The sequence below is a fragment of the Aminobacter sp. 01T433 genome (genome assembly GCF_056398585.1).
The window spans coordinates 161559-182301 of record NZ_JBFTPR010000005.1 but is presented as its reverse complement, the minus strand read 5'-3'; the positions used below and the strand labels follow the sequence as shown (position 1 = coordinate 182301).

Sequence of the window (20743 nt, the reverse complement as noted above, 5' to 3'; positions counted from 1 at the left end):
CCAGTGAGAATGTAATGAAGATAGCCGTCATCGCCGACCCGCATTTCCACGATATCACCTACCGGCAAAGTGTGGGTGTCAGCGAGGGGGCGGCGATCCGCACGCTCGCCGATACGGCGGCGTCGACGCGCGTCTTCAACGAGAGCTTCCACGCCACCAGGGCGCTGCTCGACGACATCGTCCGGCGTGGCATTTCGCTGGTGGTGGTTGCCGGCGACCTGACCGACGACGGCCAGCAATCGACGATGGCGGCAGCCACGGCGCTGCTCGACGACTACTCCAGGCGCTTCGGCCTGCGTTTTGTCGCGACCGCAGGTAATCACGATCTCTACGCCATCCACGGCCGGCACCAGAGCAAGCGCTTCCTCAACGCCGACGGTTCACACACGTTGGTGACAAGCGATCCCGCCATGGAACAGGGCGACTCCGTCGAACGCATCGTTTCGGAAGAGATGTATTGCGGCGGCTATGGCACAGCCATTCCTGCGATGGGTGCCTACGGCTTTTTCAAGCGCGAAGGTGATCTTCATTGGGAGTGCCCGTTCGGGACCGACGACAGGCTGGAGGAGCGGACCTTCGAGATTGCCTCGGCCGACGGCCTGACCATGCGTCGGATGATCGATGCCTCGTTCCTGGTCGAGCCGGTCGACGGTCTTTGGCTGCTGTCGATCGACGCCAACGTGTTCGAGCCGCGCAATGGCGATCTCGATCCGGCGCTGGAGAAAAGCTACCTCGACAGCACCGACGCCGGCTGGAACTCGATGCTTCGCAACAAGCCCTTCGTCCTCGCGTGGATGAAGGATGTTGCAGCGCGGGCCAAGGCTGCGGGCAAACAGCTGATCGCCTTTTCGCACTATCCGATCATCGATCCGCTCAACGGTACCTCGGCTGACGAAGGCAAGCTTCTGAACGACACGAGCTTTCTCAGGCGCACGCCGGGTGCGGAGGTTTCTCGCGCCGCAGCATCAACGGGCATCAAGGTTCATTTCAGCGGCCACCTGCACATCAATGACACGGCTGTGTTTCGCGATGGCGAGCATTTCCTTGTCAATATCGCGGTGCCCTCGATGGTCGGCTTTCCGCCGGCCTACAAGATCGTGGACGTTGATGGCGAGCGCCTCGATGTCGAGACGGTCACAATCGCCGACGTGCCGGGCTATGACACGGCGTTTCCGTATTATCGCATCGAGGCGGCAAAGGAGGGGCTTTTGGCTGCGGTGACGGAAGCGGAAAACCACGCCGATTTTCTCAGCCGTCATCTCGCCGAGATGGTGCGCCACCGCTATCTGCCCAAGGAGTGGCCGCAGGACCTGGCTGGCCTCGTGCCGCAGCTAACCCTCAGCGACCTCGACGCGCTCGCCGGTATCCGCGAGCCGCTTGCGGTCGGCGACGCGCCTTCGGCGTTGGATGCCACGCGCAAGGCCGAGACCGGCAAGCATGCTTGGCGCGCGCTGCCGTTTTTCGAGATGATCGTCGACTGGTATCGGCTGCGCAAGGGCAGGGAGATCGCGCTCGATTTCATCGATGCCGAGCGCATCGCAGCCTATCGCCAATTGGCGCAGCGATATGCCATTGGGTCGTGGCCGCAGAGCAGCCTGCAGGACCGGATTGCCGCGTTCATGCGCATGATGATGGACTGGCTCGACAGTCAGCCATCGCGTGATTTTTCCGTCGACCTCGCCACCGGCCAGGTCGAGCGCAACGGTCACTTGGGGCGCACGGTACGGCGCCAGACCGGGGCGGCGTGAAAGCATACGCGGCCGCCGCTTCGAGCGCCTGGGTCGTCGCTTTCCAGAAGCGTGGTGATGTGTTCGGCGATCTGGGCGATCGGCTGGCGAAACGTCGTTAGCTGATAGGACGCCCAGCCGGCCTGCTCGATGTCGTCGAAGCCGACGACACAGAGGTCCGCTGGAACGTTCATGCCGAACTCGACGCGCGCCGCATCCATGAAACCGCAGGCGAGAAGGTCGGTGACGCAGAACGCCGCTTCCGGCCTTTCCGAGCCGCTGAGAAGCAGGCGCCCGGCTTCGAAGCCGGCGCCGTAGCCGGTCGGGCCGGCGCGGGTGACGGTGACATCGAGGCCAGCCTCGTTGGCGGCTTGTTGGAAACCGCGTTCGCGAGCAACAAGGCTTGGCGTGCCGGCTTGCGAGGAGACGACCGCGATGCGGCTGCAGCCGGCGCGATGCAGCATGTGGAAGGCTTCGCGCGCTGCCACTGCGTTGTCGACCGTGATGCTTTCGGGACCATCGAGATGGTCGTCGCGGTTGATCAGGATGACGTGCTGGCCGCTGTTAATGCAGGTGTTGATCAGCGATGCCGGCGGCGTGCCCGACAGCACCACGGTGGCATTGGCACGGTAGTTCAGCGTCTGACGCAGGGCCGCCTCGACGCTGTCGCTGTCGCCCGAGGTGTTGATGATCATGGCGACCCGGTTGATCGCCTGCAGGCGCCTGGTGATCGCGTCGAGCAGGCGCGAATGATAGGGCGTGTTGATGTCGGCGCCGATGAGACAGACGATGCCGCTGTTTTCGTGGATCAGGCTGCGGGCGAGGTGGTTGACGTGGTAACCGAGCTGTTCGGCCGCCTCGAGCACCTTCTTGCGCGTCGTCTCGGAAACGCTCGCCCCATCGGTGAAGGTGCGCGATACCGCCGAGCGCGAAACGCCGGCCAGTTCAGCGACTTGCTGTGCGCTGACGAATGACCTGCCCGGCTTCAGTTCGGACATTGCACAGCTCCAGTTTGGCCACGCGGTGGACCGCTTCTCAAGCGTTGCACAAATGTGCAACGCGCCATTCCTGATACAATCGGATTGCCGCGTCTGCAATGCTGAAGCTGCGATCTTGCAAAGGACAGCTATTGCTTGGAAAACCTGTCAGGCGGCAGCTTCGACCGGTGCGGCGATGTCGGCAATCGACAGGTTGCGAATGAGCGTTGCGAGCTCGGGCTCGTCGATCAATATCGCCGCATCGGCGGGCGCCAGCCATGCGCGCTGCCGCGCGCTGGCCTCCTGCCAATCCTGCATTTCCTCTGATACCTCGATCAGGTAGGCGGTGACCACGACATTGACGAAGCTGGTCGACAGCCGTTTCCAGTAGCAATAGCTGCCCGCCGGCTTTTTCAGCGCCTTTCCGCGCACGCCCGCTTCTTCGCGGGCCTCGACAAGAGCTGCCTGGCGCGCACTTTTGCCCTTCATCGGCCAACCCTTGGGCACGATGAAGCGGCGGGTGCCGCGCGAGGTGACAAGCATGACCTCAAGTTCGCCGCTCCCGTTCAGTCGAAACGGAATGGCAGCAACCTGGGCGATGACCTCACCCTTGGTCGCCTTGCGCAGGGTCTTCTTGTCCTTCGGCATTTTCGCCCAATCATTCCTTTCGATGCGACCATTCCAGGTGCTGTAGCACCGTGGCGGGTTCAGCTTCATGACACCTAAGATAGTGTGATGAACACGATTGCAAAATGCGTAAAAAGCACTCACTCTGCAACAGGCTAAAACGACATCAGATCGTTAGACGGCGAAAAATAAATCGGAGGGAACAAAAACATGAAATCTGCCTATTTGCGTTCGGCTGCTTTGGCCGCCGTTCTTGTCGCCGGTGGTACGGCCGCACAGGCTGAAAGCCTGACACTCTATTGTGCCGCAGATGAGGCCTTGTGCCAGCAGATCAAGACCGGTTTCGAGGAAAAGACCGGCATCACCGTCGACATGACGCGCAAGAGCTCGGGCGAAACCTATGCCCAGCTACGCGCGGAAGCCGGCAATCCCAAGGGCGATGTCTGGTGGGGCGGTACCGGCGACCCGCATCTGCAAGCGGCTCAGGAAGACCTTACTGAAGCATATATGTCGCCGATGCGCGGCGAGTTGCAGGACTGGGCGATCAAGCAGGCGGAAGCCGCCGGCAACAAGACCATCGGCGTCTATTCAGGCGCACTGGGCTTTGGCTACAACAAGGATCTTCTGGCCAAGAACGGCCTGGCTGAGCCGAAGTGCTGGGAAGACCTGACCAAGGCCGAATACAAGGGCCAGATCCAGATCGCCAATCCGAACTCGTCGGGTACCGCCTACACGACCCTGGCGACGATGGTGCAGCTGTTTGGCGAGGACAAGGGCTTCGATTACATGAAGGCCCTGCACAAGAACATCAACCAGTACACCAAGTCGGGCTCGGCGCCGATCAAGGCCGCAGGTCTTGGCGAGACGACCATCGGCATCGTGTTCATGCATGACGCGGTGGCGCAGACTGCAGCTGGTTTCCCGATCGTGACTGTCGCGCCATGCGAAGGCACCGGCTACGAGATCGGCTCGATGTCGATCATCAAGGGCGCGCGCAATCCTGAGGCGGCAAAGAAGTTCTACGACTGGGCGCTTACGGCCGAAATGCAAGGCAAGGCCAAGGACGTGAAGTCGTTCCAGCTGCCGTCAAACAAGTCGGCGGCGGTGTCGGAGCTGACGCCCGACCTCTCGACGATCAAGCTGATCGACTACGACTTCGCCAAGTACGGCTCGAGCGACGAGCGCAAGCGGCTGCTGTCGAAATGGGACACCGAGGTCTCGACCCTGCCGCAGTAACAAGCCATGCGCTCCCGCGATTTCAGCGGCAGCCTGCATCCGGCCGTCATCTTGTGGATGGCGGTCGGGTGGCTAGGTTTTGCCGTGCTCCCCTGGTTCGGTGTCGAAGACGGATTCTTCGGCTTTTCCTGGCTGTTCGAGGGCTATCCGCTCGACAGCGAGTTCGCGCCCGCGCTGATCCTCAATCTCAAGGGCGAGAAGCTGTGGCTGGCGCCGATTGGCATGGCCCTGGCAGCACCGCTGCTGCTGTGGGGGCGCAAGAAATCCGACCCGCTGTTCGGCAAATTGTTGATCGCTGTCGGCGCCGCTGGATTTGCCTGGATGATGTTCCAGGGCTTTGCCATCGGCCTGCGCGGCTGGCAATTCGGCTGGCTGCAAAGCTTGTTTGGTGATCTCGGCGATCGCCAGTTCGGCATGGGCTACGGTGCTCTTCTTGTAGGCCTCGCCATCCTGTTCTTGTTTTCGCTCGGGCTTGCGGCGCGTGGCGCGGTTGGCGGCGACGTGTTCGTGGTCTCGACCATTGCCTTCGTGGTTGCGGCGGTCGGGCTGTTCATCTTCATGCCGATCCTGCAGATGCTGGCCAATGCGCTGATCACGGATGAAGGCACGTATTCGTTCAGCATGTTCCTCGGCAAGCTGTTCAGCGCCCGGCTGTGGGGCCTCGATTGCCTCGCCGGTGGCAGCCGTTGCGGCGTTGCCTGGAATTCGCTGTTCCTGGCTATTCTCGTCGGCGTTCTGACCACGGTTCTCGGGCTTGTCTTCGCGCTGGTGGTGACCCGCACCGGCTTTCGTTATGGCAAGCTGCTGCGCGCACTCACGGTGCTACCCATCATCACGCCGCCCTTCGTCATCGGCCTCGCCATTATTCTTCTGTTTGGCCTGTCCGGCGTGATCAACCAGTCGGTTGCCGAGGTGCTCGGCATCCAGCCGACGCGCTGGGTCTACGGCCTGCCGGGCCTGCTCATCGCCCAGCTCTTGGCCTTCACCCCCATCGCATTTCTGGTGCTGATCGGTGTCGTCGAGGGTGTCAGCCCGTCGATGGAGGAGGCGGCGCAGACGCTGCGCGCCAATCGCTGGCAGACCTTCTGGACGGTGTCGCTGCCGTTGATGCGGCCGGGCCTCGCCAATGCCTTCTTGCTCGGCTTCATCGAAAGCATGGCCGATTTCGGCAATCCGCTGGTTCTGGGCGGCAATTTCGACGTGCTGTCGACCGAGATTTTCTTCGCCATCGTTGGTGCGCAGAATGACGAGGCGCAAGCCGCGATCCTGGCAATGGTGCTGCTCGCCTTCACCCTGGTCGCCTTTTATGCGCAGCGCTTCTGGCTCGGCAAGAAGTCCTACACCACGCTGTCGGGCAAGGGCGATTCCGGCGTGCATCCGCAATTGCCGACCGGGCTCAGGCGCACCGTCTATGGCGTTGCCGGCTTCTGGGCGATCTTCACCATCGTCATCTATGGGACGATCTTCTACGGCAGCTTCGTCAAGCTCTGGGGTGTCGATCACAGCTTGACCTTCGCCCACTACGTCAAGGCATTCGCCGTCGGCTGGAACGAGTTCGGCATCCACTGGAAGGGCTCGGCCTGGAGCTCGTTCTGGACGACGATGATGATCGCGCTGATTTCAGCTCCGCTGACCGCCGCCATCGGCCTGCTCACCGCCTATCTTCTGGTGCGGCAGAATTTTGCCGGCAAGAACGCTTTCGAGTTCGGCACCATGCTGTCCTTCGCCATCCCAGGCACGGTGATCGGCGTGAGTTACGTAATCGCCTTCAACGTGCCGCCGATCGAACTGACGGGCACCGGCATCATCCTGGTGCTGGCCTTCATCTTCCGCAACATGCCGGTGGGCGTGCGGGCAGGGGTGGCGTCGATGTCGCAGATCGACAAGAGCCTGGACGAGTCGTCGCTGACGCTGGGCGCCAATTCCTGGCAGACCTTCCGCAAGGTGGTGCTGCCGCTGCTGCGGCCGGCGATCCTTGCAGCCTTGGTCTATTCCTTCGTCCGCGCCATGACGGCAATCAGCGCCATCATCTTCCTTGTCAGCGCCCGCTACGACATGTCGACGAGCTACATCGTCGGTCGCGTCGAAAACAACGAATACGGCATCGCGATCGCCTATTCGGCGGTGCTGATCGGCGTGATGCTGGCGGTTGTCGGGCTGATGCAGCTGTTGGTCGGGCGGCGCAATATCGGCCGACGCGGGCATGAATTATCGCAGTCGCGTACGAATGTGAGCCAACCGGCATTTTCAGGAGGCGGCTGATGGCCGAGATCAAGAGCAACGCCGCTTCGGTGGAGTTCCGCGAGGTCACCAAGATCTATGGCAAGAGCCCGACAGCGGCGGTCAACAATGTGTCGCTGTTCGTCGAGGCGGGCAAGCTGGTGACGTTGCTTGGTCCCTCGGGCTGCGGCAAGACCACCACACTGCGCATGATCGCCGGCCTCGAAATGGCGACGCGTGGAAAAATCCTGATCGGCGGGGCGGACGTGTCGACGTTGCCGGCGACGGATCGCGACGTGTCGATGGTGTTCCAGTCCTATGCGCTGTTTCCGCATATGAGCGTCAACGAGAACGTCGAATACGGGCTGAAATTCTCCGGCTTTGCCAAGAAGGAGATCGGCGAGCGCGCGCGTGCCGGGCTCGAATTGGTCGGTCTCTCCGGCTATGGCAACCGGCTGCCAAGCGAGCTTTCGGGCGGGCAGCAGCAGCGTGTCGCGGTGGCTCGCGCCTTGGTGCTCGAACCGCAGGTGCTGTTGTTCGACGAGCCGCTGTCCAATCTTGACGCCAAGCTGAGGCGGCGAGTGCGCGAGGAAATCCGTGACATCCAGACCAAGCTTGGGCTGACGGTGGTCTATGTCACGCATGACCAGGAGGAGGCACTTGCGGTTTCCGACCGCATCATCGTCATGAATAATGCTGTCATCGCGCAGGACGGTACGCCGCGCGAACTCTATGACGCGCCGGCGGATGCCTTCGTCGCCGACTTCATCGGCGAGGCCAACATCTTCGATTGCGAGATCGCATCGGTCGATGGTGGGCTGGCGAGCGTAAGGCTGGGTAGCCTTGAGACAAAGCTCGACGCGCGTGGCATGAAGCCAGGGGCGGCAAAGCTCGCCGTGCGGCCGAGCCGCATCGAGATCCATCCAGTTGGGAGCCCACGTACCATTCCGGGCCGGCTCGACAAGGTGACCTATGTCGGCAGTGACTTGGAGTTCATGGTCGGTACCGAGTTCGGCGAGGTGTTCGCCGTGTCACCTGATGTCGATGCGCCGTTCAGGCCTGGACAGGAGGTCGGCATTGGTTTTGCCGCGCGTGGGCCGGTGCTGATCCGGGGTTAGGATTCACATGAAACTCTGCGCCGCAGCCGCCACCGCAAGATAACGCACCAGCTTGGCCGAGCCGACGAGCGCCAGAAAGCTCCACAGAGGCTCCTTCATCGTGCCTGCAATGAGCGTCAGCGGGTCGCCGATGATGGGCACCCATGACAGCAGCAGGCTCCAGCGGCCGTAGCGGCGATACCAGCCTTCAGCGCGCGCCAGGGCGGCGGGGCTCGCCGGAAACCAGCGACGGTCCTTGAAGCGGTCGACCTGGCGCCCGATCAACCAGTTGACCCATGAGCCCAATACGTTGCCGAGCGTGGCGACGATGATGAGCAGGGCAAGCGAATAGCCGCCATTGAGGATCAATCCTGCAAGCAGGGCTTCTGATTGTGCCGGCAAAAGCGTCGCGGCGGCGAAGGCCGCGACGAAGAGGCCGCCATAGGCGGTAAGGCCGGTCACTGCGATTTCACGCGGGCTATTGCGCCCGGCCGGAAAGGCCGTCGATGATCGGGCAGTCGGGACGGCTGTCGCCATGGCAATTGTGGACGAGATGGCGCAGCGTATTGCGCAGTTCCGTCAGCTCCGCAAGCTTGCGGTCGATCTCGACCAGCTTGGTCTCGGCGAGTGCCTTGACGTCGGCACTTTCGCGCTCCTTGTCGCCGTAGAGCGACAGAAGCTGGCGGCATTCCTCGACCGAGAAGCCAAGGCTGCGCGAGCGCTGCAAGAAGCGCAGGCGGTGTACGTCGGACATGGAATAGTCGCGGTAGCCATTGTCGGCCCGGTCGGGACGCAACAGGCCGATGTCTTCGTAATAGCGGATGGTCTTGGCCGGCAGGCCTGACTTCTCCGATGCTGTACCAATGTTCATGGCCACTCCTTGAGCATCGGCCCGAAAATCGGAATCGATTTTCGGAAAAGCACGATGCGCAGATTCAAATACTTAGCCTCATATAAAGCTTCCAGTTACTGGAAGTTCAAGGGGCTGGCGAAATCGTGATGCAGGCCGGCGCGAGAGCGCCGGCCTGTCGTTGTCAGGTCAGGCGTCGTAGGCCATCGAGGTCATCATGCCGCCGGCCATGTGATAGAGATGGTGGCAGTGCAGCGCCCATTTGCCGGCATTGTCGGCGTCGAAGGCGATGGTCACCATGCCCATATTGGCCGGCACCAGCACCGTGTCGCGCATGGCACCGGCAAAACGCTTGCCGTTGACCGCGACCACCTGGAAATGGTGGCCGTGCAGGTGCATCGGGTGCGACATGGTGGTGTGGTTCATGAAGGTGAGTTCGAAGCGGTCGCCGCTCGTCACCGCCAGCGGCTTGTCCTCACCATGCATGGCGCCATCGAGCGTCCAGACATAATTCGGTCCTTCGCCCAGCATCATCATGTGCTCGCGCGTGGCCGCCTTTTCAGCCAGCGGCTTTGTGGCGCGGAGCCGCTGTTCCAGTTCAGCGCCGACAGCGGGGAAGTCCGTATCCGCCATGTCGGCGAATTTGGCGACAGTGGCGCCCTTCGCCGCAAGGACCGCACCGGAGCGCATGCGCCCGCCTTCCTGCACGGCGAAGATTGGCCAGGCCGAAGCTTCTTTCGGCAACTCGATGATGATGTCGAGACGCTGCGCCACGGCGAACTCGAAGCGCGAACCCTCGATCGGCTCGATCGGCATGGCGTCGACTGCGATCAGCTTGCCCGAGAGTTGGCCGAGGTCGATCCACATATTGGTGCTGGCGGCACCATTGATCAGGCGAAGGCGCACCCGCCCGCCTGTTTCAACGGCAAAGACTTCGGGGTCGTCGAGCGTGCGGTCATTGGCAAGCAGGGCATCGTATTGAACGTCCTGCAGGTGAGACATTGCACCCCCACCCATCTGCATGCCGCCCATGTTCATCGAGCCATGGTCCATGCCGCCCATTTGTCCGCCACCCATCGCCATGCCCGGCATGTTGTGACCTTCATGCCCCCCAGCTGCAGGCGCCGGTGCAGGTGCCATCGCGCTCATGTCGTGGCCGCCGGCCTTGAGTTCGGCGAGGATCTCCTGGGGATCGCGGAAGGTGAAGTCGTGGAACAGCACCACCACCTCCTGCACGTCCTGGCCGGCCTCGGCCGGGTCGCGCACGATCAGCGGCGCGGCAAGCATCAGCTGCTCCTGCAGACCGAAATGCGAGTGCATCCAGAAGGTGCCCGGACGGGCGACTGGGAAGTCATAGTCGTAGCTGCCGCCGTCGGGGATCGGCTCCTGGGAGATACCGGCAACGCCGTCCTGCTGCCACGGCGGCGTGAGGCCGTGCCAGTGGATGACGGTGGGCTCGCCGATGAGGTTCTTCAGCTGGACCCGGAAGTTCTCGCCGGCATTCATGACGAGGCCCGACGTACCGTCAGCCTGGTTGAGGCCGAAGACATTGGCGGCCTTGCCCTTGACCTCGATGACGCGCTTGGCGGCGGTGATGACCTTGTGGCCGTCAGCACGTGCCGGGCGCACCGGGAGCAGGAGTGAGGGAACCGCTGCGATGGAAAGCGTGGCGGCGGATGCCGCGAGGAAACCGCGGCGTGAAAGGGTATTCATTTTCATTGTCTCCAAAACTGATTGTCTCCCGGCACGGAACAGGCCGGGGCGTGCGCGTCGATGCGCTTCAGCTCAGGAGAATGATGGTGGTCGAAGATGGGGCGACATGATCGATCCGTAAAGCGGCTCGGTCTTCGCGGGAACAGGCGAGATGCCTGTCAGATTGAGAAAGGCACTCGGCAGCGGAAGCGGTGCGCAGTAGCTGCACGAGGCAAGACATTGCGCCAGGCAGGCCCGGCTGTCCTCATCCTGTGACAGGTCGCCGCAGCAAGCCATGTCTGTCTTGGCGTGATGCGAGACAGTTTGAGTGGCATGCGCTTGATGCTGGCTGCCGGCCTGATGGGCGGAGGCCGCCTGGCCGAGCGCGAGAAAGAAGAGGAGCAGCAACGGCAGCATCAGGCGCAGGGTCCTCAACGCCGTGGACCTGCCCTCGGCCATCACGGCAACGCGCCCACCAGCCTGCCCGCGCCCGATTGCGCGGAGCGGATGGGTCGTGGCTGAGATGTGCCGCATCGAATGCATATCCTATCAATGGGTACTGGATCCGTTGTGGTCAAGCGGCGTTGTTGTCGCTTCCCTCAGCTGTGAAGAAGACGTCGGCATGAATGTCGCTGGTCGGCACCCCACGCGCGCCGAGAATAGCCATTGCCGCGTCGACCATGGCCGGGGGGCCGGCAACATAGGCTTTGGCACCGGCAAGGTCGCGATGGTCTTCGCCAAGCGCGTCGGAAACGTAGCCGCTGCGCCTGCCATCCGTGGCGGTGAGCGACAGCACGGGCACGAAGGTCAGGTTGGAAAATCTCCGCTCCAGCGCGCGGAAATGCTCGACCAGATAGAGGTCGTGCTCGGCGCGGGCACCGAAATAGACATGGATCGGTTGATCCATACCGGCATGGAGTGCTGTCTCGACGATCGACTTGATCGGTGCGAGGCCGCTGCCGCCGGCAAGTGCGACGATCGGGCCGGTGTGGGCTTCGCGCAGATGGGCCGCGCCTGCCGGGCCTTCGATGTGGACAGTGTCGCCTGGCTTCAGCGCGGCATGGATCCGGCCGCTTGTCTTCCCGTCGGGGACCGCCCGCACATGCAGTTCGATGAGCTCTTCCTTGGGGCGATTGGCCATTGAATATTGCCGCGGCGGGGCTCCCGGGACGGTCAGCGTCAAATACTGCCCGGCAGCGAAGCGGAAGGCTGCGCGATCGGAAAGCCGCAGGCGCAGAGCGATGATGTCGTGGGTCATGCGCTCAATGGCGGTGACCTCGGCGTCCTGGGTGACAGCGAGCCTGGCGACATAGGCTTCGTCCAGCCATTCCACGGTCACGTCGTTTGTCGGCACCGACCGGCAGGCGAGAATGAGGCCAGCGGCCCGATCTTCATCGGTAAGGGCGAAAGGCGAGTGCTTGCCGAGTTCGACATCGCCACTGATCAGGCGCGACTTGCAGGAACCGCAGCGGCCGGAACGGCATCCATGCGGATAGGCAACACCGGCTTCGAGAGCGGCTTGCAGGATGGTCTGCTCGGCAGAAATGGGGATGCGGCGTCCAAGTTGGGGCAGGGTGATATGGGGCATGGTGTTGCTCACGTGGCCTTGGTCAGGTCGAGCAGCGCCTCGATCTCGGCGCGCTGCACGGCAAAGGTACCGAAAAAGATGTGCTTGTCGTCGATGATGGTGATGGGCGCGACGCGAACGCCGGTGCGGCGCTTGGCTTCCTCGGCGATCTCGGGGTCGCGCAGGTCGCGCTCGACGAAAGGCAGGCGCTGTGCGTTCAGCCAACGCTTGAGAGCGAGGCAATCCGGGCAGGTCGGCGTGGTGAATATCTCGATCCAAGGTGCGACTGTGGTCGACATGTGCCTAGCCTTTGAAATGAGGAGGGGACGGCCCGCCTGGATGGCGGGCCGAAAATGTTACGCGGCTTGCGCGAATGCTGGGGTGCCTGATGTAGCCGTCGCCCGCACCGGCGCCTGGAAGCGCTTGAGCCGCATGGCGTTGCCGAGCACAAACACGCTCGACATCGCCATCGCACCGGCAGCGAGCATAGGCGACAACAGCGTGCCGCTGACCGGATAGAGTACGCCCGCCGCAACCGGGATGAGGGCGGCATTGTAGGCGAAGGCCCAGAACAGGTTCTGGCGGATGTTAGCGATGGTCGCCTTCGACAGGGCGATCGCATTGGTCACGCCGAGCAGGTCGCCCGACATCAGCACGACGTCAGCACTTTCGATGGCAACGTCAGTGCCTGTGCCGATCGCGATGCCGACATCGGCCTCGGCCAATGCCGGTGCGTCGTTGATGCCATCGCCGACGAAGGTCACGGCCCGGCCGCCCGCCCGCAGGCGCTTGATCGCGTCGACCTTGCCGTCAGGCAGCACCTCGGCCACCACCTCGTCGATGCCAAGCTGGGCAGCGATGGCTTCGGCCGTGCGGCGATTGTCGCCGGTGATCATCGCCACCTTCAGCCCCATGTCGTGCAGCGCGCGGATTGCCTGCGGTGTCGTCGGCTTGATCGGATCGGACACCGCGATGATGGCGGCGAGTTTGCCGTCGATGGCCGCATAGAGCGGGGTCTTGGCCTTGTAGCCCATGCGGACCGCGGCTTCCGCGAAGTCCTGAACGGAGATACCGAGCTTGGCCATGTAGCGGTCGGCACCTACATCGACGCGGCTCTTGCCGACGCTGGCGCTGACGCCGAAGCCGGGAATAGCCTCGAATGCGCTGGTTTCACCTGGCGTCAGCCCCTCTTCCTTGGCGGCAGCGACGATTGCCGAGGCCACGGGATGCTCGGACTGGGCCTCGACAGTCGCGACCAGCGACAGAACCTTGGCGCGTTCAAAACCCCTGGCGACTTCGAGGTCGGTCATGACGGGCTTGCCTGCGGTCAGCGTACCGGTCTTGTCGAGTGCCACGACCTGGGTCGACTTGAGCAACTGCAGCGCTTCGCCATTGCGAAACAGCACGCCGAGTTCTGCGGCACGGCCGGTTCCGACCATGATCGAGGTCGGCGTGGCAAGGCCCATTGCACAGGGGCAAGCAATGATCAGCACCGCGACCGCATTGACGAGCGCGAAGCTGACGGCCGGCTCGGGGCCGAAAAACAGCCATACGGCAAAGGTCAGTGCGGCGGCAACCATGACGGCAGGCACGAACCAGGAGGTGACCTTGTCGACCATCGCCTGGATCGGCAGCTTCGAGCCTTGCGCGGTTTCGACCATGCGGATGATCTGGGACAGCAGGGTGTCGGCGCCGACCTTGGTGGCACGGTAGGTGAAGCTGCCGGTCTTGTTGATGGTGCCGCCAACGACTTCCGCGCCTTCGCCCTTGCTGACCGGAATTGGCTCGCCCGAGATCATGGATTCGTCGATGTAGGACGAGCCGGAAAGGACGATGCCATCGACCGGCACCTTGTCGCCCGGACGCACCTGGATGACGTCGCCGGCAGCGACATCTTCAAGCGCGACGTCGACGAACTCGCCATTGCGCTGGACGCGCGCCGACTTCGCCTGCAGGCCCATCAGGCGTTTGATCGCTTCGCTGGTGCGGCCCTTGGCCTTGGCCTCGAGCACGCGGCCGAGCAGGATCAGCGTGATGATCACCGCCGAGGCTTCGAAATAGACATTGGCGGTGCCGGCCGGCAGCACGCCTGATGCAAAGGTGGCGACCACCGAATAGGCCCAGGCGGCGGTCGAGCCGAGCACGACCAGCGAGTTCATGTCAGGCGCCAGGCGCAGCAAGGCCGGCACGCCCTTCTTGTAAAAGCGCAGGCCGGGGCCGAACTGGACGATGGTGGCGAGCACGAAAAAGGCGATGTAGAGCTTTTGCTGGCTGACATTCATCATCAGCCAGTGGTGCAGCGCCGGGATGGCATGCGAGCCCATTTCAAGCACGAAGATCGGCAGCGTGAGTGTGGCTGCGATAGCGAAGTCGCGCTTGAGGTTGGAGAATTCACGGTTGCGGGCGTCCTCACGGCTGTCGCCCTCGATGCTCGCACCGTCGCTGCGGCGCGGCTCGTAGCCGGCCTTGCGGATGGCGGCATCGATGGCGGCACGAGGAGCCACACCAGCGAAGGTCTCGATGGTGGCGCGTTCGGTGGCGAGATTGACGGAAGCCTTGAGCACGCCCGGCACAGCGGCGATCGCCAGCTCCACACGACGAACGCAGGAGGCGCAGGTCATGCCCTCGATCTCGATCTCCGACTTTTCGACCGGAACCTCATAGCCGGCAGTGTTGATGGCCGCGATGACAGCGGCGGCATCCACCGCGCGGTCGAAGGCGACATCAGCGCTTTCCGTTGCAAGGTTGACGGCGGCAGCCGTCACGCCCGGAACCTTCGTAATGGCAATCTCGACGCGGCGCACGCAGGAAGCGCAGGTCATGCCTTCGATCGGAAAGTTTTGGCGGATGGTGCCGGTTGCCAAGGCCGGCGGGTTCAAGGGAGCATTCATGGTCATGGACCTCTATTTCATCGATTTCGAACCGAGGTCTAAGGCTTCCAGTATTGGGAAGGTCAACAGGGTTTTTGCAAGTTTTTTGGAATGGATTTAACTTACTGAAAACACGTGATAATTTGACGGCATGGCTCTTTTGCCTTGTGTCGGCGACCGCGCGAAGCATCGGTAACAAACCCGTGATCGAAAACCGTTTGACCTTCCAGTTGCTGGAAGCACCACATTACAGACACGGCGCGTTGCCGGCCCGAAAGAGGATTTGAAATGCTGAAGATGAATGTTCCCGACATGACCTGCGGCCATTGCGCTGGCATGGTGACCAAGGCTGTGCAGAGCGTTGACGCTGGCGCGCGCATCGACATCGATCTGAAGTCGCAGACCGTTTCGGTCGAAACCAGCGCCGATGCCGCCAAGGTTGCCCAGGCGCTCGACGCTGCCGGTTATCCGGCGCAGGCCGTCTGATCAGTCAAGCTGGCGTCAAGGGCGGTGCGGACGGAGCAATCCGGCGCGCCGCCCTTTGGCGTTTAACTTGGCTGCCAAGAAGATAGGCCGGTTGTGGAAGAGTTTCCGCTGCCACATTAGCCCTTGCAAATATGACGCGGTCGCACGCTACCTTCCTCCCCTAGTATTTCCGCGCCAAATCAAGCTATGATGCGGCTGGCCTTCCTCAGGGGATTGTGTCCCTCGGAATGCCGGGAGGAACAGAGGATGGCCATTGCGCTCGTACTCGTTCTGATTGTCGTCGGCTCGGTGCTCTTCCATGTGCTGAGCCCTTGGTGGTGGACGCCGATAGCCTCCAACTGGGGCTACATCGACAGCACTCTCGTCATGACTTTCTGGATCACCGGCGCGGTGTTTTCCGCCGTCGTTCTGTTCATGGCCTATTGCATCTTCCGTTTCCGCCACAAGGAAGGGCAGAAGGCGGCCTACGAGCCGGAGAGCAGGAAGCTCGAATCCTGGCTGACGGTGGTAACGGCAGTCGGCGTGGCGGCGATGCTGGCGCCTGGCCTGTTCGTGTGGAGCCAGTTCATCACCGTTCCCAAGGATGCGACCGAGGTCGAGGTCGTTGCCCAGCAATGGCAGTGGAGCTTCCGCCTGCCAGGCGCCGACGGCAAGCTTGGCACGTCGAACGCCCGGCTGATCACCGCGGACAATCCGCTCGGCATCAACCCCGACGATCCCAACAGCAAGGACGATGTCGTCGTCCAGGCCGCAGACCTGCATCTGCCGATCGACAAGCCGGTCAAGATGGTGCTGCGCTCGATCGATGTGCTGCATGATTTCTACGCGCCGGAGTTCCGCGCCAAGATGGACATGGTGCCGGGCATGATCACTTATTTCTGGTTCACCCCGACGCGGACCGGAACCTTCGAGGTTCTGTGCGCCGAGCTTTGCGGCGTTGGCCACGCCTTCATGCGCGGTACGGTGCTGGTCGACACCCAGCAGGACTACCAGACCTGGCTGCAGCAGCAGTCGACCTTCGCCCAGCTGTCCCAGCCGGCGAAGGTGGGCGCGCTCGTTGCGCCGGCAACAAGCAAGGCGAAGGTGGAATAGGGCAGCATGAGGCGGGATCGCCGCAACGGCGACCTTGCCAGCAAAACAGGAACGACAGACGCGAAGAGGTACCGATGGTCGATGTCACGCCACATGGAACCGACTTCATTCCGCCCGCCGAGGTCGCGGAGGCCGAACTTTACCATCCGCACAGCTGGTGGACGAAATACGTCTTTTCGCAAGACGCCAAGGTCATCGCCATCCAGTATGCCGGAACGGCCATTGGCATCGGGCTCGTTGCTCTGGTGCTGTCCTGGTTGATGCGGCTGAAGCTCGCCTTCCCCGACACCTTCTCCTTCATCACGCCCGACGCCTATTACCAGTTCATGACCATGCACGGCATGATCATGGTCATCTACCTGCTCACCGCCTTGTTCCTCGGCGGCTTCGGCAATTACCTGATCCCGCTGATGGTCGGCGCGCGCGACATGGTGTTTCCCTATGTCAACATGCTGAGCTACTGGATCTACTTGCTTGCCGTTTTGGTGCTGGTCGGCAGCTTCTTTGCACCAGGGGGCCCGACTGGGGCGGGGTGGACGCTTTATCCGCCGCAGGCGATCTTGTCGGGCACGCCAGGCGGGCAGGATTGGGGCATCATTCTGATGCTGGCGTCGCTGATCCTGTTCATCATCGGCTTCACCATGGGCGGGCTGAACTATGTGGTGACCGTGCTGCAGGGCCGCACGCGCGGCATGACGCTGATGCGCCTGCCGCTGACCGTGTGGGGCATCTTCACCGCAACCGTCATGGCGCTGCTGGCCTTCCCCGCACTGTTCGTCGCCTGCGTGATGATGCTGTTCGACCGCGTCATCGGCTCCAGCTTCTTCATGCCGGCGATCGTTGAGATGGGCGAGCAGCTGCCGCACAATGGCGGCAGCCCTATCATGTTCCAGCACCTGTTCTGGTTCTTCGGCCACCCCGAGGTCTACATCGTGGCGTTGCCCGCATTCGGCATCGTGTCCGACCTGATCAGCACCCATGCGCGCAAGAACATCTTCGGCTATCGCATGATGGTGTGGGCGATCATCGGCATCGGCGCGCTGTCCTTCGTGGTCTGGGCGCACCACATGTACGTCTCGGGGATGCATCCGTATTTCGGCTTCTTCTTCGCCACCACCACGCTGATCATCGCCGTTCCCACCGCGCTAAAGGTCTACAATTGGGTGCTGACCCTGTGGCGCGGCGACATTCACCTGACGATCCCGATGCTGTTTGCGCTCGCCTTCATCGTCACCTTCGTCAATGGCGGGTTGACCGGCCTGTTCCTTGGCAATGTGGTGGTGGACGTGCCACTATCGGACACGATGTTCGTGGTCGCCCATTTCCACATGGTGATGGGCGTGGCGCCGATCCTGGTCGTCTTCGGGGCGATCTACCACTGGTATCCCAAGATCACCGGCCGCATGCTCAATGAGTGGCTCGGCCGTTTCCACTTCTGGGTCACCTTTGTCGGCGCCTATCTGATTTTCTTCCCGATGCATTATATCGGGCTGATCGGTGTGCCCCGGCGCTATCCCGAGCTCGGCGAAACCGCCTTCATCCCCCCGTCCGTGCATACTCTGAACGAGTTCATCACCATCGCGGCACTCACCGTCGGCTTCGCCCAGATGGTGTTTCTGTTCAATCTCATCTGGAGCATTCGCCACGGCAGGCATGCCGGCGACAATCCATGGCGGGCAACTACACTGGAATGGCAGACCGCCGGCACCCCGCCGCCGCACGGCAATTTCGGCAAGGACCTGCCGGTGGTCTATCGCTGGGCCTATGATTATTCGGTGCCCGGCGCGCCGGAAGACTTCATTCCGCAGAACGATCCCGGCCCGCTGACGCGAGGTGGGCCCGCATGAGCGCCATCCTGATCTTCCTTGCCCTGATCACCGGCATTGCCGGCTGGTGGCTGGCGCGGCAACGGCTGATGTCCAAGCCGTGGCTGGAAGTGGGGCCGGTCAATGCCTATCCCGAGACCGAAGCGCCGCTCATGCATCCGGCAAAGATCGGGCTCGGCGTGTTTCTCGCGGTGGTGGGCACGCTGTTTGCGCTGTTTATCAGCGCCTACTTCATGCGCATGGTCTATGACGACTGGCAGGCGCCGCCGATGCCGAGGGTACTCTGGCTCAATACCGGCATGCTGGTTCTGGCGAGCATAGCGCTGCAATGCGCTGTGGTTGCCGCGCACAAGGGCCAGTTCGACAATCTGCGGCTTGCCTTGCTGACCGGCACCCTGACTTCGGTGGCATTCCTTGGCGGGCAGTTGCTGGCCTGGCGGGATTTGGCGCAAGAGGGCTATTTCGCAACCGAAAACCCGGCCGTCAGCTTCTTTTACCTGATCACCGCGATGCATGGGCTGCACGTCATCGGCGGTTTGATAGCGCTCGGCAGGACCAATGTGCGGGTGTGGCGAGGTGACAGATCGCCAAAGCTCGTCCTGTCGACCGAGCTGTGCGCGATGTACTGGCATGTCCTGCTGATCGTGTGGCTGGTGCTGTTTGCCGTGTTGACGGGCTGGGCCGCCGATTTCATCGACATCTGCCGCCGGTTGCTGACCTAGGAGATACGGGGATGGCCGAAACCACGCTGGGACATGCCGATCATACCGCACCGCGGCCATCTGGCCTGCGCGGCATCGTCGCCGACGTGTCATCCGACCAGAGGGCGTTCAAGAACGTCTCCTGGGGGAAGGCCATGATGTGGATCTTCCTGCTCAGCGATACCTTCGTCTTCGGCTGTTTCCTGCTGTCCTACATGACCGCGCGCATGTCGACGACGGTGCCATGGCCGAACCCGAGCGAGGTGTTTGCGCTGCATCTGTTCGGCCGCGACATTCCGCTGATCCTGATCGCGATCATGACGTTCGTTTTGATCTCGTCCTCCGGCACGATGGCGATGGCGGTCAACTTCGGCTACCGCCGCGACCGCAAGAAGACCGCGATCCTGATGCTGCTGACCGCAGCCCTTGGCGCGACCTTCGTTGGCATGCAGGCGTTCGAATGGACCAAGCTGATCACCGAGGGCGTTAGGCCTTGGGGCAACCCCTGGGGCGCGGCCCAGTTCGGCTCGTCCTTCTTCATGATCACCGGCTTCCACGGCACCCATGTAACCATCGGGGTGATCTTTTTGTTGATCGTCGCGCGCAAGGTGTGGCGCGGCGACTACGAGACCGGCGCGCGCGGTTTCTTCACCAGCAGGCGAGGCCAGTATGAGAGCGTAGAGATCATGGGTCTCTACTGGCACTTCGTCGATCTGGTGTGGGTTTTCATCTTCGCGTTCTTCTATCTTTGGTGAGGTGGAGCGATGGCACAAGTCGAAGTGCAGGATCACGGGCTTCATGGACACGTCGCTGCCGCCCATACGGTTGCGCATGCGAAGGGCCAGCAGCATCCGATCAAGCTTTATCTCGTGGTCTGGGGGTGGCTGTTCATTCTCAGCGCCTGCTCCTATGCGGTCGATTATTTCGCCTTGCAGGGCTATCTCAGATGGGGCCTGATCCTGACCTTCATGATGCTCAAGGCCGGCCTGATCGTTGCCGTGTTCATGCACATGGCCTGGGAGCGACTGGCCCTAGCCTATGCGATCATCGTGCCGCCGCTGGCACTCCTCGTCTTCGTAGGGATCATGGTGCTTGAATCTCGCTATACCGAGATCACCCGCGTCCTATCATTTGGTGCGGGCTAGGTAGCGGCAACGCTCTACGCAAAGCCCGCGACAGCGTTCTTCGTTGACAGGGAAAAAGATGGGAGGAGAATGAGTTTTCTCGTTCTCCGACGCGTCGCCCCCTCGAACAGAAGGACGCCCACGATGACGATCGCAAGGAAACTTCAGGACTACATGGCCGGCAAGGGCATCCACTACGATACCGTTGCCCATCACCGAACCTCGACCAGCAGCCAGACGGCGCAGGCGGCCCATGTTCCAGGCCGCAGGCTCGCCAAATCGGTGCTGCTCCACCACGAAATGGGCTACGCCCTGGCGGTGGTTCCGAGCAGCCACCGCGTCGAACTCAACACGTTGCAGGACGTGATCGACAAGCGTCTCGGCTTGGCCTCCGAAGACGAGGTCGGCCAGCTGTTCAACGACTGCGACATCGGCGCGGTGCCGCCGGCGGGGGCAGCCTATAACGTGCCGGTCATCCTCGACGAAAGCTTCGGCGCGGAGGGCGATGTCTATTTCGAGGCTGGCGACCACAAGACACTAGTGCATGTCACGGGCGGCGACTTCCGCAACCTGCTGCAAGATGCGCGCGTAGCACGTTTCAGCCATCCGGCATGATCGAAACAAACATCCGGGTTTGATGGAAAAGCCGAC

Annotated in this window: 20 protein-coding genes; 11 read left to right on the top strand and 9 right to left on the bottom strand. The window is 62.3% G+C overall.

What is annotated here, in order from left to right:
* Positions 1–14 precede the first annotated feature (14 nt).
* Entirely contained in the window at positions 15–1748 is a 1734-nt protein-coding gene (locus tag AC1DLV_RS10125; RefSeq protein WP_476799407.1) for a metallophosphoesterase family protein, read from the top strand.
* Here AC1DLV_RS10125 and AC1DLV_RS10120 read toward each other — a convergent pair.
* Positions 1706–2725, bottom strand: a complete 1020-nt coding sequence (locus AC1DLV_RS10120) for a LacI family DNA-binding transcriptional regulator (protein WP_476799406.1) — start codon at positions 2723–2725, stop codon at positions 1706–1708. The genes AC1DLV_RS10125 and AC1DLV_RS10120 overlap by 43 nt on opposite strands.
* A 147-nt stretch (positions 2726–2872) precedes the next feature.
* Positions 2873–3352: an NUDIX hydrolase gene (locus AC1DLV_RS10115; RefSeq protein ID WP_476799405.1), complete on the bottom strand. Its 480-nt coding sequence runs from the start codon at positions 3350–3352 to the stop codon at positions 2873–2875.
* 189 nt (positions 3353–3541) lie between these two features.
* On the opposite strand from AC1DLV_RS10115, the gene AC1DLV_RS10110 reads away from it, so the two are divergent.
* The 3 genes from AC1DLV_RS10110 to AC1DLV_RS10100 are packed head-to-tail and all read left to right on the top strand — an operon-like array spanning position 3542 to position 7905.
* A complete protein-coding gene (locus tag AC1DLV_RS10110) occupies positions 3542–4567 on the top strand; it encodes an ABC transporter substrate-binding protein (RefSeq protein ID WP_476799404.1) in 1026 nt (341 codons plus the stop codon).
* A gap of 6 nt (positions 4568–4573) precedes the next feature.
* Complete coding sequence (locus AC1DLV_RS10105; protein WP_476799403.1) at positions 4574–6829, top strand: ABC transporter permease; 2256 nt, start codon at positions 4574–4576, stop codon at positions 6827–6829.
* On the top strand, positions 6829–7905 hold the full coding sequence (locus tag AC1DLV_RS10100; RefSeq protein WP_476799402.1) for an ABC transporter ATP-binding protein: 1077 nt from the start codon (positions 6829–6831) through the stop codon (positions 7903–7905). Before AC1DLV_RS10105 ends, AC1DLV_RS10100 begins: the two co-directional genes overlap by 1 nt.
* Before the next feature lie 3 nt (positions 7906–7908).
* Here the strand turns inward: AC1DLV_RS10100 and AC1DLV_RS10095 are convergent, their stop codons facing one another.
* The 7 genes from AC1DLV_RS10095 to AC1DLV_RS10065 form a co-directional block, all read right to left on the bottom strand.
* Complete coding sequence (locus tag AC1DLV_RS10095; protein WP_476799401.1) at positions 7909–8346, bottom strand: YqaA family protein; 438 nt, start codon at positions 8344–8346, stop codon at positions 7909–7911.
* 16 nt (positions 8347–8362) lie between these two features.
* Positions 8363–8755 carry a Cu(I)-responsive transcriptional regulator gene (gene cueR, locus AC1DLV_RS10090; protein WP_476799400.1) on the bottom strand — a complete coding sequence of 131 codons (393 nt, stop codon included), beginning with the start codon at positions 8753–8755 and terminating at the stop codon, positions 8363–8365.
* 168 nt (positions 8756–8923) lie between these two features.
* Positions 8924–10447, bottom strand: coding sequence for a multicopper oxidase family protein (locus tag AC1DLV_RS10085; RefSeq protein ID WP_476799399.1), 1524 nt, complete (start codon positions 10445–10447; stop codon positions 8924–8926).
* Between the two features lie 72 nt (positions 10448–10519).
* On the bottom strand, positions 10520–10885 hold the full coding sequence (locus AC1DLV_RS10080; protein ID WP_476836159.1) for a hypothetical protein: 366 nt from the start codon (positions 10883–10885) through the stop codon (positions 10520–10522).
* 115 nt (positions 10886–11000) lie between these two features.
* Entirely contained in the window at positions 11001–12014 is a 1014-nt protein-coding gene (locus AC1DLV_RS10075; RefSeq protein WP_476799397.1) for a 2Fe-2S iron-sulfur cluster-binding protein, read from the bottom strand.
* An 8-nt stretch (positions 12015–12022) separates the two neighbouring features.
* Positions 12023–12292 (bottom strand): glutaredoxin family protein, encoded by a 270-nt coding sequence (locus AC1DLV_RS10070; protein ID WP_476799396.1) that lies wholly within the window; start codon positions 12290–12292, stop codon positions 12023–12025.
* A gap of 57 nt (positions 12293–12349) precedes the next feature.
* On the bottom strand, positions 12350–14884 hold the full coding sequence (locus tag AC1DLV_RS10065; protein WP_476799549.1) for a heavy metal translocating P-type ATPase: 2535 nt from the start codon (positions 14882–14884) through the stop codon (positions 12350–12352).
* Positions 14885–15151: 267 nt separating this feature from the next.
* Here AC1DLV_RS10065 and AC1DLV_RS10060 point away from each other — a divergent pair, with 267 nt between their 5' ends.
* From AC1DLV_RS10060 to AC1DLV_RS10030, 7 genes are all read left to right on the top strand, one after another.
* Entirely contained in the window at positions 15152–15349 is a 198-nt protein-coding gene (locus tag AC1DLV_RS10060; RefSeq protein ID WP_476799395.1) for a heavy-metal-associated domain-containing protein, read from the top strand.
* Positions 15350–15595: 246 nt separating this feature from the next.
* Positions 15596–16441, top strand: coding sequence for a cytochrome c oxidase subunit II (locus AC1DLV_RS10055; protein ID WP_476799394.1), 846 nt, complete (start codon positions 15596–15598; stop codon positions 16439–16441).
* A gap of 74 nt (positions 16442–16515) precedes the next feature.
* Positions 16516–18288 (top strand): cbb3-type cytochrome c oxidase subunit I, encoded by a 1773-nt coding sequence (locus AC1DLV_RS10050; protein WP_476799393.1) that lies wholly within the window; start codon positions 16516–16518, stop codon positions 18286–18288.
* Positions 18285–18989, top strand: coding sequence for a cytochrome c oxidase subunit 3 (locus AC1DLV_RS10045; protein WP_476799392.1), 705 nt, complete (start codon positions 18285–18287; stop codon positions 18987–18989). Before AC1DLV_RS10050 ends, AC1DLV_RS10045 begins: the two co-directional genes overlap by 4 nt.
* An 11-nt stretch (positions 18990–19000) precedes the next feature.
* Positions 19001–19723, top strand: a complete 723-nt coding sequence (locus AC1DLV_RS10040) for a heme-copper oxidase subunit III family protein (protein ID WP_476799391.1) — start codon at positions 19001–19003, stop codon at positions 19721–19723.
* 9 nt (positions 19724–19732) lie between these two features.
* Positions 19733–20113, top strand: a complete 381-nt coding sequence (locus AC1DLV_RS10035; protein ID WP_476799390.1) for a cytochrome C oxidase subunit IV family protein — start codon at positions 19733–19735, stop codon at positions 20111–20113.
* 123 nt (positions 20114–20236) lie between these two features.
* Positions 20237–20707 carry an aminoacyl-tRNA deacylase gene (locus AC1DLV_RS10030; RefSeq protein WP_476799389.1) on the top strand — a complete coding sequence of 157 codons (471 nt, stop codon included), beginning with the start codon at positions 20237–20239 and terminating at the stop codon, positions 20705–20707.
* The last annotated feature ends 36 nt before the right edge of the window (positions 20708–20743 follow it).